The sequence below is a fragment of the Pseudobacter sp. genome, assembly GCF_051955275.1.
GTDB lineage: Bacteria > Bacteroidota > Bacteroidia > Chitinophagales > Chitinophagaceae > Pseudobacter.
In genome coordinates, this window is the sequence record NZ_JBQCGW010000159.1 from 1 (window position 1) to 17,223 (window position 17,223).

At 46.6% G+C, this 17,223-nt stretch carries 13 protein-coding genes; 6 read left to right on the forward strand and 7 right to left on the reverse strand.

Features of this window, described 5'->3' with window-relative positions:
• Nucleotides 1-262 precede the first annotated feature (262 nt).
• A complete protein-coding gene (locus ACTHMC_RS13500) occupies nucleotides 263-598 on the reverse strand; it encodes a hypothetical protein (RefSeq protein ID WP_440413736.1) in 336 nt (111 codons plus the stop codon).
• Nucleotides 599-911: 313 nt separating this feature from the next.
• On the opposite strand from ACTHMC_RS13500, the gene ACTHMC_RS13505 reads away from it, so the two are divergent.
• The 3 genes from ACTHMC_RS13505 (at nucleotide 912) to ACTHMC_RS13515 (ending at nucleotide 2,356) form a co-directional block, all read left to right on the forward strand.
• Nucleotides 912-1,397 carry an asparaginase domain-containing protein gene (locus ACTHMC_RS13505; protein WP_440413738.1) on the forward strand — a complete coding sequence of 162 codons (486 nt, stop codon included), beginning with the start codon at nucleotides 912-914 and terminating at the stop codon, nucleotides 1,395-1,397.
• Nucleotides 1,398-1,718: 321 nt separating this feature from the next.
• Nucleotides 1,719-1,949 (forward strand): hypothetical protein, encoded by a 231-nt coding sequence (locus ACTHMC_RS13510; RefSeq protein WP_440413740.1) that lies wholly within the window; start codon nucleotides 1,719-1,721, stop codon nucleotides 1,947-1,949.
• 11 nt (nucleotides 1,950-1,960) lie between these two features.
• The gene (locus ACTHMC_RS13515) at nucleotides 1,961-2,356 is read left to right on the forward strand and encodes a GreA/GreB family elongation factor (protein WP_440413742.1); all 396 of its coding nucleotides are present in this window, start codon (nucleotides 1,961-1,963) and stop codon (nucleotides 2,354-2,356) included.
• A 44-nt stretch (nucleotides 2,357-2,400) separates the two neighbouring features.
• On the opposite strand, the gene ACTHMC_RS13520 is transcribed toward ACTHMC_RS13515, so the two are convergent.
• From ACTHMC_RS13520 to ACTHMC_RS13530, 3 genes are all read right to left on the reverse strand, one after another.
• A complete protein-coding gene (locus ACTHMC_RS13520) occupies nucleotides 2,401-5,142 on the reverse strand; it encodes a CHAT domain-containing protein (protein ID WP_440413744.1) in 2,742 nt (913 codons plus the stop codon).
• Between the two features lie 36 nt (nucleotides 5,143-5,178).
• Nucleotides 5,179-7,176, reverse strand: coding sequence for a PKD domain-containing protein (locus ACTHMC_RS13525; protein ID WP_440413745.1), 1,998 nt, complete (start codon nucleotides 7,174-7,176; stop codon nucleotides 5,179-5,181).
• A gap of 114 nt (nucleotides 7,177-7,290) precedes the next feature.
• Entirely contained in the window at nucleotides 7,291-8,241 is a 951-nt protein-coding gene (locus ACTHMC_RS13530) for a hypothetical protein (RefSeq protein WP_440413747.1), read from the reverse strand.
• Between the two features lie 117 nt (nucleotides 8,242-8,358).
• On the opposite strand from ACTHMC_RS13530, the gene ACTHMC_RS13535 reads away from it, so the two are divergent.
• From ACTHMC_RS13535 to ACTHMC_RS13545, 3 genes are all read left to right on the forward strand, one after another.
• Nucleotides 8,359-8,919 (forward strand): RNA polymerase sigma factor, encoded by a 561-nt coding sequence (locus ACTHMC_RS13535; protein WP_440413749.1) that lies wholly within the window; start codon nucleotides 8,359-8,361, stop codon nucleotides 8,917-8,919.
• A gap of 1 nt (nucleotide 8,920) precedes the next feature.
• Nucleotides 8,921-9,679 carry a hypothetical protein gene (locus ACTHMC_RS13540; RefSeq protein WP_440413750.1) on the forward strand — a complete coding sequence of 253 codons (759 nt, stop codon included), beginning with the start codon at nucleotides 8,921-8,923 and terminating at the stop codon, nucleotides 9,677-9,679.
• A gap of 748 nt (nucleotides 9,680-10,427) precedes the next feature.
• Nucleotides 10,428-10,808: a hypothetical protein gene (locus ACTHMC_RS13545; protein WP_440413752.1), complete on the forward strand. Its 381-nt coding sequence runs from the start codon at nucleotides 10,428-10,430 to the stop codon at nucleotides 10,806-10,808.
• Between the two features lie 54 nt (nucleotides 10,809-10,862).
• On the opposite strand, the gene ACTHMC_RS13550 is transcribed toward ACTHMC_RS13545, so the two are convergent.
• From ACTHMC_RS13550 to ACTHMC_RS13560, 3 genes are all read right to left on the reverse strand, one after another.
• Nucleotides 10,863-13,298: a zinc-dependent metalloprotease gene (locus ACTHMC_RS13550; protein ID WP_440413753.1), complete on the reverse strand. Its 2,436-nt coding sequence runs from the start codon at nucleotides 13,296-13,298 to the stop codon at nucleotides 10,863-10,865.
• A 2-nt stretch (nucleotides 13,299-13,300) separates the two neighbouring features.
• Complete coding sequence (locus ACTHMC_RS13555; protein WP_440413754.1) at nucleotides 13,301-14,677, reverse strand: RagB/SusD family nutrient uptake outer membrane protein; 1,377 nt, start codon at nucleotides 14,675-14,677, stop codon at nucleotides 13,301-13,303.
• A 24-nt stretch (nucleotides 14,678-14,701) separates the two neighbouring features.
• Nucleotides 14,702-17,223 (reverse strand): hypothetical protein (locus tag ACTHMC_RS13560; protein WP_440413755.1); only part of this gene is annotated, 2,522 nt, incomplete at its 5' end.

The following is a 17,223-nucleotide window of genomic DNA, read 5'->3' on the forward strand; positions in this document are numbered from 1 at the left end:
AGTCGCCCGCGTCCCCGCGAGTGACAAATATTCCGTTGCCTCCGGCGACACGGCGCTCGCCGGAGGCGGGCAAATATAAGTCACTCGCGGGGACGCGAGCGACCGGGCACACACGAAGAAAATGGGGCTGACCTTTTCAGATCAGCCCCAGCTTTTGTAAGACTACTAATCGTTTGCGCGCTGGCGGATTATCCGGATCGGCCAGTAGGATGTGGTTAATGGTTAAGATTGGTGCGCGAATAGTTCATTCACTAACGGTTATCTATACACTCTTCTTTGTTTTCTGTTGTAAGTATTGCTGATAGGCGAGCTCGAACATCTTCTTTTCATCGAGTTCAAAAAATTTGCCGAGCAGGAACAGGTCCTTCAATGTGAAGCGATCGATGTGTTTCATCAGCATGGTAAAACGAATGTTCTGTTTGCCAAGATCGGCAGCTACCACGCTTTTGGGAATGTATCGGAACATTTCATTGAATAAAGTTATCTGTCCGTCCTCTACCAGTAATTTAACGGCTTTATACCGGGGATCTCTTTCCATAGTCTGTTGCGAAATGTAAAGAAAGCCATTTGGAAGAATCCTCCATATCAATGTGACCATAAGTACTTTATTTCGGTATCGATCTCACCTTTGAGTGGTTCAAACATTACTTTTTTGACCGGAAAAGGTGAAAAAGCCATACAAACCTCATCGAATAAGGTAGAAAATTCCCACTCTGACGGCTTTCGATTTCTCAGCCCCCTTTCCTGAATTTTCTTCGGCAACAACCCCTGTTTTTTACAGTTTATCCATCAAAAGGGCCATTTGATTATACAGGGACAGCTAACTCCATGGCAATCAGGAGAGAGTTGGAAATTCAACTGGACTTTCTACTTCCTGTTTTTTAATTTTGCCACCCACAAACACCTTGCTCATGTCTATCAGAATCTTTATTACCGGCGGAACCTTCGACAAGGAATACAACGAACTGAACGGAGAACTCTTCTTCAAGGAGACCCATCTTCCTGAAATGCTGCAGCGCGCCCGCAGCACACTCGACACCACGGTACGCACCCTCATGATGATAGACAGCCTGCTGATGACGGATGAAGACCGTGAACTGATCTGCCACCAGGTACGCAATTCTCCTGAAGAGAAGATAGTGATCACGCACGGAACGGATACCATGACCATTACCGCCAAAGTGCTGGCTGAAAAGATCAAAGACAAGACCATCGTGATAACCGGCGCCATGATCCCTTACAAATTCGGGTCTTCGGACGGGTTCTTCAATCTTGGCGGCGCCATGGCCTTTGCACAAACCCTCCCCCATGGAGTTTATATCTGCATGAACGGACGGTATTTCAACTGGGACAATGTCCGCAAGAACAAACGCACCGGTATTTTCGAAGAACTGTAGGTGGCCGACGTTAAAATGTTCTTAGTAAATGGCAGTTCATTTGGCAGAACTGCTGAAAGGCCTATATTTGTTCAAATTGAACAATTCATTCATCATATCATGCAGGCATTCTGTGGCAGTGCGTAACTTTAAGAGTACGCAGGCACATCACTATTGCATCCACGCAGGTGTGAAGAGTCCGCGATTTGCCCAGAAACTGTATTACTTCTCCTCGTTTAAAGACTTTAATACTTAGCCCCCGGCCTGATCTGTTGTAGCTCAGCGGACCCGGGGATGTCTTTCCTGCACACATATTTACCAAAAGATTAAAATGGTGTTGCTATGCCAAGAAATCAATCCCGGATTTCGGCGGGCGGCAATGTTATTGCACTACTGGTACTCATAGACGTTATTCTGCTCCGCAGTTCTTTCATCAGCGGATCAGCAACTCTTGTATGGGTAGTGGCCATTCCATTATTGCTGCTTGCCATTTACAATCGTATACAAAAGAAAACCGCCCTGATAAAGCGGGAACAACGCTTATCCGCTAACCGATCCTCATTATTAAACTAAATTATACAGCAATGACACAGGAACTGATACTCCTGAAAGAAGATGTTCAATTGCTGACCTCCTATATTAAAGGAGGCGGCCACCTGAACCTCTTCGATCAAAAGAACGCAAACAAACTGAAAGAAGAACTGAACAAGGGAACCGTTCTGAATAAAGAAGAATTCCCATCGGATGTGATCCGGCTCAATTCCATGGTTACCATACAGGACCATCGTACCGGTAAACTGATTGAACTAATGCTGGTACTGCCCGAGAAAGCCGCCATCAACGATGGTAAAGTCTCCATCCTGGCACCGATCGGCACAGCGTTGTTAGGTTACCGGAAAGGACAACTCGTAAGCTGGAAGATGCCGGCAGGCGAAAAAATGTATAAAGTAATGAATGTAATCAACGAAGGTTCTGCCTAGTATTTGTTCTAAAGTCCGGCCGGTATTTTTCAATGCCGGCCATTTTATTTATAGATCCTTTTGAAGAACCACCAGAAGAAAAGAAAGAGTATTATACAACTCACTGCCGCTATCACCCACACTATTGCCGGTAGTTTACCAGGCAGGGTCACCGGCTGCAAATGCCCGCTGTACGTATATCCTGCCCAGTAATATGGAAGTTGCAAAACCTGTTTGTCCTTATGATTTTTGAGATATTCCTCCTTGGCTTTATGCAATGCCAGTGCAGCATCCTCCCCTTCCTGCAGTTGCTTGTAGAATAATTCCATGATCTCGGTAGCCGCATCATCGTTCACATTCCACATGCCTGCCACAACACCCCCGGCACCAGCCGCTGCAAAAGCTCTGCTGAGGCTGTTCATCCCCTCGCCTTCCACCAGTTCACCCTCTCCGGTCCTGCACGCACCGAGCCAGACCAGCGACGGAGCAAAATGTTTATAGCGAAGATCGAAGAGGTAAAAAGGCTGATCATACAATTGCAGGTAGGGAAAAGCTTCACCCGGCACAGCCACTGCATGCGTACCGATGTGCAGAATGGATGCACTGTCTATCTGCTGCTGAAAAGCGCTCCAGGTGGCCTTTTCATTGGAATAATATTTTCCGGGGATCATTGCCTGCAACCATTTCATTTCCTTTTCAACGGACAATTCCGGCAAGGATTGATTATTGCTCTTCGCCACAAACCAGGCAGCAAAATTACCAGCCGCGTACCTTGTCTGCTGCTGATCATACCAGGTCTGCAGACTCCAGGCCTGCGACAATTTGGTTTCTTTGAATAGCAAGGGCCAGGTACTGGCCGCAGCATTCTGCGCATACCTGGTACACAACGCATCAAAGGGAATATAACTGAAAATGCCATCCGGCAAAAGGATGCATCGCTCTATCGAATGCCAGTCCGTTTTTCCGAATACCCATCCATAAATTTTTTCACTTTCCTGTCCATATACCAGGGGCTCATTGATCATGGCGCCCGGGCCGTTCCCGAACCATTTTGTTACGAAATCCAGAACTGGCGCACGAAGCACATCTTCGCCCTTCAACCGCGCAATATCCCTGACCCCTGAACTGTTAAAACGAATGCGATAACTGTCTTTCTTTCCATTGAAAAAACTGATCACATGCGTTCCTTCCGGTAATATTTCATACATACGTTGCAACGCAGCCACCGTCAGCATTTCGGGTGAGGAGAGCTGTTGCCCGTTCTGTTTATTCAGCAACGCCAGTTCGTATTCTGCCGTTTGCAGCAGCGATTGGAGGTTAGCTTTATCTGCTCCTGTTGCATCCATGATCTCGCGCTGATAATAGATGACAGCTTCCTGCAATCTTTTTCTTTTTACGATAAGCGAGTCTGCCGTTCTTTTGATGATGCTCTGCTGCCAGCGGATCATACGCTCATCCTGCAAAATCTGTGCTTTGGAAAGTTCCGTGATGAGCAGCATTTTATTCCTGTACAGACTGGAGCCCGGATTTTTATAATAAAGCTCATAAGCCAGCGCCATGGCTGCTTCCGATCTTTCGCGCAACAACTGAATATCGCGGATCTTTGAATCCGTATAGGAAAATGCTGCACGCAGTTTATGCGATGCCCGGAATACAGCCAGGTAATGTTCCAGTGCATTGTCTTTGTATTGCATGGCTGCCATAGCAGCTGCTTTACCTGCCAGTGCATCTGTAATGGTGTTTTCGGAGTACAATAAAGAATCGGGAGGCATCTGATCGGAAGCCCGGGGCTTCCAGGATGGTAACAATTGCCTCAGGGCAAGCTGGTATTGTTCCAGCGCATTGGATTGCTCATTACTTTGAAGCAGGATATCACCCGTCAGCACCGCCATCTTTGCTTTTTCACGCGGCCTGGTGGCCGGATAATACTGGTTATGCAGCGCCGTTGCTTCCCGGCAGACCGTCATGGCCTGTTGTGGCTGCTTCATCGCCAGCAACAGTCGGGCATTGAGTTGCAGTGCCGCAATATACCAGTTGAGCGACTGTGGCTCTGTTTTGAAAGATGCCGGCCAGTACTTCAATCGCTCAAGCGCCCTGCCACTGAAAAGCAATGCACTATCTGTTTTGTTCTGTTGCAAGAGCACATCTGCATACGTATTCAGGAGCAGTCCATATATGGCGCTTTGCTCATCACAATGCATAAGGCCATCCAGACAATACACGGAAGCAGTGATCAGGTCTCCTTTCCACCTGGCAGAAGTAGCGATATTGGCATACACTCCTGCCATCTCTTTCTCATTGTCCGCCTTCTCAAGCAACTGCAATGTTTTCTTATGGATATACAGAGCGGCATCGTAATCTGCGAGGCGTGTATAGTTGTTGCCGAGAGGTTTCAGCACATAGTCTACATATTCATCAGTGTCTGCAATGGGATAGGCGTCGAAGAATTCCATGGCCCTTTCATAAGCCTGGATACTGGCTAACATATTTCCGGTTTGCAGTAGATTGTATCCCTGAAGAATGAGAAGATTGAACCAGGCCTGGCGTTCAGGGAGTGTGCGATACTTGCGCCATGCTTCCTTTTGCGTATCCATCAGGAACCGGATCCTTGCAGCAGGTGCTGCTTCTGCGTAGTCGATACGCGCATAGAGCCAGTTAGTGAGATCATTTTCCTTTTGATATCTCTCCAATATGGTACGCAGGTCTGAAGGAAGCGCAGTGGTATCCGTTACAGTCCTGGCCAGGACCTGCATACAGCAGCATGAAAGGAGGATCAGTAACAGGAAAGCGCGCCGGCAGCGGAGCATCAGCAGTGTTTGCCTAAAGATAGGGAGAAAACGGCATCAGAGCCTCCAGGTGGCAAAAAAGTACAACCGCTGCTGCGACGGATTGATATAATGCAGGAAACGCACGCCCAGCGCCGGTCCCACACGCACCATTCCCAGCTGGATATCCGCAAACACCGCCCCTCTCCATTCAGCAAAGGATATTGTTTTGATATTCTGTTCCCCTGTGATCATGATAGCTCTTTGCCCGTTTGGCGGGATCAGGCTGGCTTCCACATAATCGGAGGTCTTCCGGTTGAGTTCACCTGCCACCAGTAATCCGGCGCCGGTACCGATCCAGGATTTCAGGTTGTACCTCACCTGTATGGGCACTGCTTCAATGCCCAGCACCTGTACTTTCTGATACATATCTTTATAATCCACTTTGTATCCTACGCCATTGTACATAGTATCCCTGCCTGCGCTTCTTGAGATGAAGGTCTGTTGCTTACGGGATGGTTGCAGGTAAAGCTCCCATTGCAGGTAAGGCCTGTATGGCGAGTATTCAGAAAGCGTGAAACCAAGCGTGTAATTCTCCTGCGGGATCTCAGCGATTGCAGTACCCAGGCCCATATTGTATCCTATCATTATTCCCGGCGACAATCCTTTTTTGAAGCGACCGGTGGATTTATTGGTAACGATGGGCTCGTTCTTATCAAACACAATGCTGGCGCGACTCACAAAGGGCAGCTTTTTCATCCCCTTGTTAAAATTGAGTACATATTTGATGTATCCCATGGTGGAGTCCGGATCGTTCACTCCATCCTGTTGTGTGCCGGGCAGATAAATATTTTTGAAGATGAACTGGATACTGTCTTTAGTTACAACGGTATCAACGCAGCTTTGATTTGGATAAGCGGTGGCGCAGGGTACGCAGTACGGTTTCATGTCAACCAGCTTCAGGGTAGTGGCATTGAGCATGCCGGGCAATGTAACGGTAATGGCTACTCGCTTTGCGGGTCCCTTGCCGGTGTTCTGAAAACGGACCTTATAGGTATTGTCCCTGTTTTTGGTGGTGAAACGGTAGTTGAGCCTCCTGTTGCGCAGCTGGAGTTTGTTGGGATCATGGGAGGCCACGATCTGCAATTCCAGGTTGAATCTTTCGGCTTCCATGGAAGGGTCATCCGGGATGAAAAGACCTGCCAGGGTAACCACGGCATTGGTGTCTTTGATCATTTCCGGAAGCGTGTTGATGGTCACGAACATGAACTTCTCTTCGCCGGGTTTTACATCCTGTACGCGCCAGATCTTATGCTGCCGGAATTCCGCGGATTCATTTTTGATCCATTGGATCAGTTCCTTTTTTCCGGCGAGGGCATCGTATTCATATCCACTGACGCTGAAGAGGCCTGTTCCATCTGCTTCTCCGGCCAGGAAGCCCGATGGATCAGCGGGGGCCATGGCTATCAGTGAATCGAAACCGATGGAAGATTCCTGGTGATAGGTCCTTGCCTCCGCTATATCGAAACCGTTTTGTGAAAATTGTTTTTCGTTGTAGAGCAGCATGATGGAACCACTGACGGCCTGTACCGGCGCGCCTGGTTTGTTGCGATAGCCCATCAGTAATACCAGATCTTCTCCCGGCTTGGGTTGCTGATTGGCGCGGATCTCCAGGGAGCCGTTGCCCGAGAAGAAGGAAGGCTGGTTATTCATGGCCAGCATCGTTTTCTTCTTTTCCACTTTTACGCGGCGAAGGCGGGTGGGTGGTTTCTTGCCATCATCATAATTATTGGTGGCGAAGAGGCGTATATCAAAGTTTCCGGTATCCCTGTATTGATGAACGGGATTCCTTTCAAAAGAATATGTACCGTCTCCAAATTCCCAGAAGTAGGTGTAAAAAGCAGCGGGGGCACCTGCGATCTGGCGCAGCGGTCGCAGCACAGCATTCAGTTTTACCTGGTTGCTGTCGATGGTTGGTTCTATCTCCGGAGGGATGGTATCGCTCACCTGCGCCTTCAGTCCTTTCATCATACAGAGCAATACGATCAATGTCAGTAAGGGTTTGTATGAGATCATATTGAGTATTTGTAAATGTAATGAAACTATTGATATGGCTGTTATAAAGTATCCCGGACCTGCAGAAGCAGGCCCGGGTTTGTGATCGGCGTAAGTGATTTCAGAGTTGCATTATTAATCGATTGTTGCGAGGAAGGCATCAACTTCAGACTGCGTGGCACGGTGGATGCTGGCATCGATGTGCTGGTTGGCGCTGATAGTGATCAGTTGTGTTCCGAACTGCAGGTAACCGTCGCTGTCTTTGCCGATGATCACCAGGTCTGCCTGTAATCCAACAGGAAGGCTGTTCTGATAGCTTTCAAACTTGTTGATGTAAGCGTTGAAAGGGAATGTGATCACCGTCTGGATATCCCTGAACACCAGCATCACCTGCAGGTCGCTCACCTGGTTGTTATCCTGGAATACCGGGCTCACAGTAACGGTGGTCTTGGGATTGGGATTGTTGTAGAAACGGTCGCAGTTCACCCAGGTAAAGCCGGGCAGGTTGAAAGAGTAACTGTTGGGACCGTTGCCGAATGGCGCATAAGGTGCGGGTAACCAGGTGTTGGGATTCTGGGGAGGTTGCTGGCCATTGCCGCCGTTGTCGGGTCTTTTTCTGTCGCCCAGTACAAACAGTCCCATATCCTGATCATTCATCACCTTAGGTACTTCTACCACTACATTGGAGTCGGGAACGATTTGTATATCCTTGCCGTCTTTCTGACCTAACACCAGCAACTCTCCGCCAGATTCCAGAAGCTGGCCATTTGATTCCGTCATCACACCTGAGAACATAACGTCTTTCTTGCTTAACACTTCTTTCAGGGTGATGGTAACATTACCCATAATGATATCTCCATTGCCATCTCTCAAGGCTTTGGCGGGAAAAGTTATTTTGGTACCCTTCTCACCTACTATGGTGAATCCTGTGCCGGCGTTACCGGTGAAGGTCTGGGAAGGGATAGCGTTTTTAGCGAGGATGTCTTCTGCCCTTACAAATGCAGGTTTATCGTTGTTCTTCTTACATGCTGCCAGGGAGATAAGTGCTGCAGCCATAACCGCTGCTGATTTCAAGGTACTTTTCATACAAAAGATTTTTGATTCACAGGTATATCACCGGCTTCGCTTTTTTGTTACCCCCTGTTCGCAGGATTTTTTTATTTTTATTCCTGTATCCCATTAAATCATTCGTTTTCAAAGCAAATGACACACCCAGACCAGCGCTATGTGGAGGCGCTACTCCATAACAACACCCTTGTGGTGAAGGAGATCTACCAGAAATATTCCGGCAATATCAGGCGCTATATTATGGCCAACAGCGGCACGGAGGATGATGCGGCCGATATCATGCAGGAGGCCATGATTGATATTTACCGGCAGGCCAGTACACAGCAATTGCAGCTTACCTGCCCCTTCGAGCCCTATCTATTATTGATATGTAAACGAAAATGGCTCAACCAGCTGAAAAAATCCGGTCGAAGCCCGGTAACAAAAGAACTGGACGATGTATCTATGGGGGAAGATGTATTTGCACTGGCCGAGCAGATGAAGATGCAGGACAGCCGGATGCAGGTATTCCTGGATTGTTTCAAAGCCATGGGCGAGAGCTGCAGGGAGATCCTGCGGCGCTGCATGGGCGGTGGCGACCAGGAGACCATAGCGGCAGAACTGAAGATCACATATGGCTATTTAAGAAAGAAGAAAGCCGAATGCATGGCCGGACTGACCAAAAACATCCAATCACAATTATCCAAATGGCAATAATATGAAGAGTAAGTACACTATGGATGATATTGCCCGTTATGCCGAAGGGCTGATGGAGACGGAAGAACTGCAGGATTTTGAAGCAGCCCTGGCAACGGATGCAGACCTGCAGGAGCAGTATAAATTATATACAGAAGCGGAAGGCAAACTGACGCAGCATATTGCAGCAGAAAAAGGAGAAGAAGAACTTAGACTAACGTTGCAGGGTATGCGAAAAGAATTCTTCAGTGCGCCGGTTATTGGAAATACTTCCCCCGTGCGCGCCAAAGTGGTGAAACTGATGTGGCGGAAAGTGGCGCTCACAGCTGCCGCGGCTATACTGGTGGCACTATTCATCTGGCAGCCATGGCAGGGAGAAGACCTCTACACAAAATATGCAGCAACTGAAATGGTAAGTTCTGTAGAGCGTGGCACGCATACTGACAGCCTGCTGGCAAATGCCACGAAAGCTTTCAATGCAAAGGAATTCACCAGTGCTGCTACTTATTTGTATGAAGTGGTGGAAGCGCAGCCTGAAAACAGTTTCGCAAGGTTCTATTATGGAGTGAGCCTGATGCAGACCGGGAAAACAGACCTGGCCCGGGGCGCCTTCACTGCTTTGAGCAAAGGCAGTTCAGCCTTCAGGGATGAAGCTGTTTTCTATATGGGACTCAGCTACCTGAAAGACAATGATAAAGAGAACTGTAAGAAATGGCTGCAGCAGGTACCCGCGGGATCGGGCAGTTATGAAAAGGCGCAGCAACTGCTGAAAGATCTCTGATAATTGAAGATATCTGAAAATTGGTTTTTGAATATTATACATGCCGCAATATGAAAAACTGTTGCGGCTTTTTTTATGTTGCAACTTGTAAAATTTCGAAAGAAGATTATCCCGAATTCATAACGGAATTCTCAAATCCCGTTCTATTTTTACAGGGCAGTTGTGAAATACTATCGCATCTAACGCTCACCGCTGCTATCTTTCACGCATCTTCTTTCGCAAAACTTTTCAACGATTCTTATTGCAGTGCTTTCATAAGGCTGCCCGTTTACCGGTATGCCCGGTTATTACCCACACAACAATTGCCATTGCGGCGTAACATTTTCATGATCCAACATGATCCAACGCTTTTGCGAAAGATAGGGTTATGTGCTTTGATGTAGTAAACGCGGGAAGTAACCCGGCAAAACCGGTCAATGGACGGTTGCCGGCAATATTCCGGCAACTTCCTGACCGGATTTTTAAAACAAGATTGTATGAAACAGCATTTGTTTGTGAACATTCATCACTCACTCCTCTCCTTCTCCACTGCGGCAGCCCGTTGTTGTTGCTGTTGTTGCTGATCATACAGTAAAGCTTCACAGGTTCACTTATTAGCTAAAAATATTGTTGTACAACAGATCAGTTGTGGTTGCAAACACAACTGGTAAGGTGGCTGTTTGTCTCCTCCTCAAAACAGGCGAACAGGGGGTATGCCGAAAACCCATGAAACGAGTAGGCAAATAAATAAACCATTAACTATTATTTTATGAAAAGTGTAAAATTCGCGTTCGCCGCCTTAGTACTGGCTGGTGGCATTGTAGCAGCATTTGCGTTTACCGCTCCTAAGAAAAAAGCGATCGACACATGGTATACTTTCAATACTGGCGTGGCTACCACTGTAGCTAATGTTACCGATCCTGCTAATTATACTTATTTTGGTACTACTGCACCTGCTGCCCAGTTCCCTGATGTAAACCTGCAGGCTATCAAGGTAGACGCTGCATCTGAAGTATATACTTCCGGTACTTATACAGGCAAACCAATCGTTAACGTGGCCAATACCCTCCAGACTGCAATCCTTGATGCAACCGGCCTGGATGGTTCTGCCAAGAACGAGATCGCAAACAGGGTGATTTTGAAGCCCTAATGGTTCAAAAGCTCAGAAGGCTGCTTTTTTATGGCAGCCTTCTTCTTTAAGTGATCAGTTTTTCTGTTCAGGTATCCTTTTGAGCCGCTCCTGTACATCATCGAGATGCAGGAGACTTTGTTTATCCGGATATCCGGATCGCGCGGCCCTGACCTTTCTCTCCAGCTCTTTGGTATGAGCTTTCAATATCGACAGGAAATCGGAATTGAAAGAAACCGCAGCAATTTCCTTTTTGGCTGACAGCAGCGCTCCGATCCGTTCAACGTAACGCTTTTGCAGGTTACGTCTTCCCGCATCGATGGGTTTGCGTGAACTAAGTTCAGACCAGATATATTTATTCAGATCATTCAATAATTCTGAAAAATCATACGCTTTCTCCGGTGCGTTCTCCTGAGAAAAGGAAAGAAGCGTGAAGGTGTTTTCCGATAATATCCTGTTCAATATTTCTCCCTGAGCGGAGCCGATCCTGAACAAAGCCACCTGTCCGCCTGCCAACGCAAAAATATCAGGAGTGATCAACCACTCAGGGGTCACAAACAACTCCTTATTCAGGAATGCCAGCGCTTCCTTTTGTTTGTTCCTGTCCACAAAATCAATCACTTTACCTTTCTGCATCCTGGTTCTATAGGTGATCAATCCTCCACCGATCTGATCTGCCGCATGATTCAGGTACCGGTTGTATTGTTTCCAGATTCCATCATTCATTCTTCGCAGTTCTTCATAATTGTCTATCCCCTCATCACCTGCTGTCCATGCGATCAGGTTCTTCATGATATATTTCAGGTTCCTGATACCATACTCTCCGGCTATGGCAGGATTATCGCCAAGGTCTTCAGATTGACAACGGGAGTCAAGCGAAGTCTCCTCTGTTCCGAACCAGAGCCGGCTGTCTGCATTTATCTTCTCCCCTAACCAATGCTTCATTACAGCATCTTCTTCAGACTCCGGCATCGGAGGAAACCATCTGTAGCCATATTCAATGGCCCATTCGTCATATACTCCTATTCCCGGTATCAGATCATCCTGCGTAAATCCGTCCCCAGGTTGAGCTACATAATTGAATCGGGCATAGTCCATGATAGATGGTGTATGGCCATTTTCCATTACCCACTTTTTATTCCTGAGACTATCAACCGGATAGGCTGATGAAGCTCCAAAATTATGTCGTAATCCAAGTGTATGCCCTACTTCATGAGCACATACAAATCTGATCAGTTTACCCATCAGACTGTCGTTCAATGGTAGTTTTCTGGCTTGCGGATCAACTGCGGCAGCCTGCACAAAATACCATTCCTGCAACAAGGCCAGGATGTTGTGATACCAGTTAACATGACTTTCCAGGATCTCACCGCTTCTGGGGTCACTGACATGGGGCCCGCTCGCATTCATTATTTCGGAGGGTTTATAAACGATCGCGTTATGCCTGGCATCTTCCAGGTTCCAGGCACTGTCATTTACAGGGGCTTCCAGTGCATAGATGGCATTTTTGAAACCCGCCTTTTCAAATGCTTTCTGCCAGTCGTTCACTCCTTTGATTAACCAGCACACCCATTTTTTGGGAGTAGCAGGATCGATATAAAATACGATTGGTTTACGAGGCTCCACCAGCTCTCCTTTCAGGTAACGGGGAATATCTTCCGGCTTCGGCTCTATGCGCCAGCGTGTGATCCTGCCCGATACATGTACTCTTTGCGGGTTGCTTTCAAAATCACGGTATATCACTTCAAAATACCCGATCCGTTTATCACCTGGCCTGGAGCGCATCACATCCTGCGGCAACATTACAACAGAGAGATTGAACTCATAAGTCATTGGAAGATCTATCAGCCTGGAATATGATTTAACAGTTTTGATTTCGATATTGGTTGAATAGGCATTTATCCTGTTGATGAATGACCTTTCCGGAAAGAAAGATTTGATCCCAAGTTTACTCCTGCTCAACATATCAAACCCGGTGATTTCATTATCATTCAGCAGAAAAGCAGTAAGGTCAATAATCCCCGAGCCTGCAGGTGAAATTGATTTCAGATCAAACGCCATCAGTAACGGAGGAAATGCAGACCGGTCAATTGCCCGCCACATCCCATTTTCTGAACTGTCTTTCGATCTGTCTAGCGTGTGCAGTTTTTGAAGGAATATTTTATTCTCAGGTCCTTTTATAAATTGAACTTCCACTTTTGCCACCATGTCCCCGGCATATCCTGTAGTTTCACTTTGTCCTTCCGCGGCCCCCTTCGATATCCGGTTCACCAGAAGAAAGGGCCTGCTCAACATAGAATCAGGCACCTCCAGGTAAAAATTGCTTTTCACTCTGTGGATCCTGAACAACCCATTATAAGTCTGCGCACTGTCCGGTATTAAGTTCTTGAAGGCCGTCAATCCATCGGCAGACTTCGCAACAGAATCTTTCCTGTTCTGTCCCAACAAACCAGCCGGAGTAAGCAATAGCAAAAGGATCACCCATCTGAGCAATTCATTATTCGTCTTCATATTTATCTTGGATTTTGTGGAATATTGCTCTGACTGATCACAATGTCCGGAATCAGCATCACCCACCTCGCATCGCCTGCGGGCAGCGAATATTCCTTACCATTAATTATTCTCTTCAATGTAATACCGGCCCCTTCCAGATTAAGTCTGCGCAAATCCATCCACCGGATACCCCGCGAGGTCAGTTCCTTTCTTCTTTCCTGAAGTATCAGTTGCAGTGCAACTGCCGGTGTTGCTGCGGTAAAATCTGTAAAAGCGGATGCATTCCATCGATTCTTCAATAGAGTATTGAGTGCAAACATTGCAGCACTTATATTACCAGCCCTTGCAGCTGCCTCAGCACGGATGAGGAACATTTCGTCTACAGCCACACCATTAAAAGGGAGAGGGTATCCGCTACCCTCATAAGAAGCGCTGTAAGTCCAGGTTCCATCATCATTCTTATTGAAGAACATCCCACGCCTGAGATCGTCCGGAGCATAAGAATTGATCAGTACAGAATCTGCTTTTGAATAATACATGGAGGTTATAACATCAACGGAAAGTGTACTGTAAAAAACAACTTCCTTATTGAACATTGAAAAAGGAACGGAAGCATTGGAATCAAGCTGATTATAATCCATCAGCTGACTGTTCCTGAGCAGACAGGAATCAGCAAACCTTCCGGCATCGTCATAATTCCTCATTGCCAGATTTACTCTTGCCAACGCTCCGAAAGCTGCAGCCTTATTGGGTCTGGTGGGAAAAGCAGAAGTTTCGGGCAGTAATCCAACAGCCACTGTCAGGTCATTTGTGATCTGTTCATAGGTTTTTCTTATGGTTGCTCTCTCTGATCTTTCAAGTATGGCGGAACCAAGCCTTAAAACAATACCAGGTTCATCCAGTGTGGATTGCGCATATGGCTGGCAATACAATTGGGCGAGATGATAAAAGCTCCATGCTCTGAAAAAGAGTGCAGCTCCTTTCAGCTCATTATATTGTTTTTGTTCTTCAGGCCTGACAGTTATTCCGGGGAGTTGATCCAGGGCCACATTAGCGTAATATACGGGGCGTTGATAAACATTGACCCATCCCGCCTCAAGCATGGCACGGGGATCCCATACATAGTTCTGTCTTTCCAGTATGTCCACACTATTGAAAGACTCCTGCGTTACATAATAATCGTCAGCAGCCAGTTCCAGCAACCCGGGTCCCGACTGCACGTTCATCACATCATACATATCCAGCAAGGCCTGAATATCTTTCAGGGAAGTGATCAGTACAAGTGATTTCTCCGGCTTTTTATCGAGGTATTTTTTACAGGAAAACAGGCATGTAAAAAATAATAAAAGGGGTAAAAATATGAAGGACCTGTGCAGCCCTGAAAATGCATTATTCATACAGACTGATTTTGGAGGGATGAATCAGAAATTAATGATGGTTCCTATTGTAAAACTTTTTTGAACAGGGAAAGCGCCCAGGGGCAGGTCCGGATCTGTTGGACCTTTTGTTTTTTTCCATAGAAACACATTGAGATTATTCAGATAGCCATACACCTGAATTCTTTCTACCGGAAAATCCTTTCTTTGCTTCCGCGAAAACAACCAGGCCAGCCTGACATCCTGCAATCTGATATTATCGGCCCTTTTAAGGTTTACTTCAGAGTTGGCATAGAACAGGCCCCTTTGACTATCGGAGGGGTAATCTAATGAAGGAATGGTTGTACGTACTTCATCACCACTTTTCTGCCATCTGTTTTCATAGTCGCTATGAGAATACCAGTTATTGAACAGTGCATCATAATCGATAGTGGATCTTCTGAAATAATACTTGAGCCTATAAACGATATTGAAAGAAAGTGAAAGGGATCTGTAAGTAAAAGTATTGGTCAGAAATCCTGAATACAATGGAATTGAGGAACCGGCAAAGACCTGGTTCTGAACAGAGTCCTTAAGTATGGCTGCATAGTCTTTACTGACTGCTTTATTCAGGTATCCCCGGGGGTCTCCGTTATCAGGGTCCAGCCCCGCCCATTTATAACCTGAAAGTCCCCATGCGATCTGGCCTTCTACAGGGTTAACTCCGGGCTGAAGGAAAAGGTCCGCCCTGGCATATCCGGCAGGTCTGTAATATTTCTTAACTATTGTTTTATTATAACTGAGAGAAGCTGAAGTAGCCCAGGAAAGATCAGACCTGATGTTCAGAGAATTCAATAACAAGTCGAATCCCCTGCCCTGCAGTTGTGCTATATTCACAACAAAACTGCTTACGCCTGATGTAGGATCAAGTGGGGTCTGGGCAATAAGCTGATCAGATCTTTTTCCAAACACTTCAAAACTACCGTCCAGCCTGCCTTTAAACAGACTGAAATCAATGCCCAGGTTAGTGGTCTTCACGTCTTCCCACTTCAGGTCCGGATTGGGAGGATCACCAACCACCGCTGACGGCAAACCTGTATAAGGAAGCGTTTCACCATATATGATAGTGGGGAAACCAGAACGTCCGGTACTTACATTTCCCATGTACCCGAGCGCCATTCTTACCTTCAGTACCTGCATCCATGAGATATCAAAAAATGATTCTTTCGAAATATCCCAGCTAAGTCCGGTTGACCAAAGAGGTTTCCATTTGTTATTGGTGCGGACACCAAAAACATTGGCGCCATCCCTTCTCCCACTTGCATAAAATGTGTACTTCCCGAGCAAACTGTAGCTCATATTGCCGAGCAGTGAAACAAAACGGGTTACGGAGCCATTCCCTTCGCCATTTCCAAAAGGGATCTGCTGCATCCACATCAACCCGGAATAAGTGGGGAACCGTTTACTGTAATCTGTATTGTTGGCATAGGTGGCCCATTCATTCTGGTACCCGTACAACCGGTTCTTGAAGAAAGTACTGCTTGTCTGAGCTATTTCAGCAGCTATCAGGGCACTGACCTCATGAATACCGAAACTTTTTCGCCCATTCAACTGAGCACGTACATTATGAGTTGCTGAGCGATTATTCTGGTTATCGAGAATTCCTCCCAAGGGGATTGGTCTGTTAACTGCACCATTTTCGATGGAAGAAAAAAGATTGATCAGATTCCTGGTGTAATAAGTCTCCTGACTGAAATGCTGTCTCTTCTCTATAACCTGATTCGTATACTGGTATCTTACTTCAGCTTTCAGCCAGTTGCTGAACCGGTAACCTGTCCCCAGCATTACCCGAACAAATTGTGTATTCAGGTTCAGGTCGGCATTCCTGATCTCATCCAACGGTCTGAATTTCCAGTCGAGTAAAGCCCCTGCTCCGGTTGTATCTATAAAAGAATACCTGTAATCCTTATAAAAGGGAGATGGATGGCCATTGTCATCCACCAATCTGGCATAAGGGTATGCCACTGCCTTTCCTCCTCCGGGAACCAGTAATGACGATAACTCCACACTTTTATTGATGCTTTGCGAATACTGCAGATCGGCGGTAAAATCCAGGGCAGATGTCAAATGGAAAGTATTCTGGGAATTGATGGTGAACCTGTTATCAGTCTTACTTCCCCTGATATTGTTTCCTGAGTTATCGAACCCCGCACTCAGCATATAATTGATCTTATCAGAGCCGCCGCTGATATTCACATAGTACTGCTGTTTCAGGCCTGTCCGGTATAAATGATCTCTCAGGTCATTTCTGACATCCAGTGAGCGAAATGCACTGATCTGCCTTTCCGCTTCTTCATTTGTGATCAACCCTGCTTTCTTCTTATTCAGGATTTCCACTACCGGAGATACTATGGGCCTGTCAAAAGCATTTTCCAGTGCCTGGTTATAATATCCCTGGTCAAACAGAAAGGATTCCACATCAATGAAATCGCTGGCAGACATTACAGGAGTATAAAACGGATCCGGTTTCTCTGTGAAAGTAATATTGGTGGTGGCAGTAACACGTAAAGGCTGGTTATAAGTCCCCC

Bases quoted from the DNA above. Each gene is read 5' to 3' on its own strand.
- ACTHMC_RS13550 (WP_440413753.1), bottom strand. From the start codon at position 13,298: ATGAAGACGAATAATGAATTGCTCAGATGGGTGATCCTTTTGCTATTG.
- ACTHMC_RS13500 (WP_440413736.1), bottom strand. From the start codon at position 598: ATGGTCACATTGATATGGAGGATTCTTCCAAATGGCTTTCTTTACATT.
- ACTHMC_RS13555 (WP_440413754.1), bottom strand. From the start codon at position 14,677: ATGAATAATGCATTTTCAGGGCTGCACAGGTCCTTCATATTTTTACCC.
- ACTHMC_RS13545 (WP_440413752.1), top strand. From the start codon at position 10,428: ATGAAAAGTGTAAAATTCGCGTTCGCCGCCTTAGTACTGGCTGGTGGC.
- ACTHMC_RS13505 (WP_440413738.1), top strand. From the start codon at position 912: ATGTCTATCAGAATCTTTATTACCGGCGGAACCTTCGACAAGGAATAC.
- ACTHMC_RS13525 (WP_440413745.1), bottom strand. From the start codon at position 7,176: ATGATCTCATACAAACCCTTACTGACATTGATCGTATTGCTCTGTATG.
- ACTHMC_RS13520 (WP_440413744.1), bottom strand. From the start codon at position 5,142: ATGCTCCGCTGCCGGCGCGCTTTCCTGTTACTGATCCTCCTTTCATGC.
- ACTHMC_RS13540 (WP_440413750.1), top strand. From the start codon at position 8,921: ATGAAGAGTAAGTACACTATGGATGATATTGCCCGTTATGCCGAAGGG.
- ACTHMC_RS13530 (WP_440413747.1), bottom strand. From the start codon at position 8,241: ATGAAAAGTACCTTGAAATCAGCAGCGGTTATGGCTGCAGCACTTATC.
- ACTHMC_RS13515 (WP_440413742.1), top strand. From the start codon at position 1,961: ATGACACAGGAACTGATACTCCTGAAAGAAGATGTTCAATTGCTGACC.
- ACTHMC_RS13535 (WP_440413749.1), top strand. From the start codon at position 8,359: ATGACACACCCAGACCAGCGCTATGTGGAGGCGCTACTCCATAACAAC.
- ACTHMC_RS13510 (WP_440413740.1), top strand. From the start codon at position 1,719: ATGCCAAGAAATCAATCCCGGATTTCGGCGGGCGGCAATGTTATTGCA.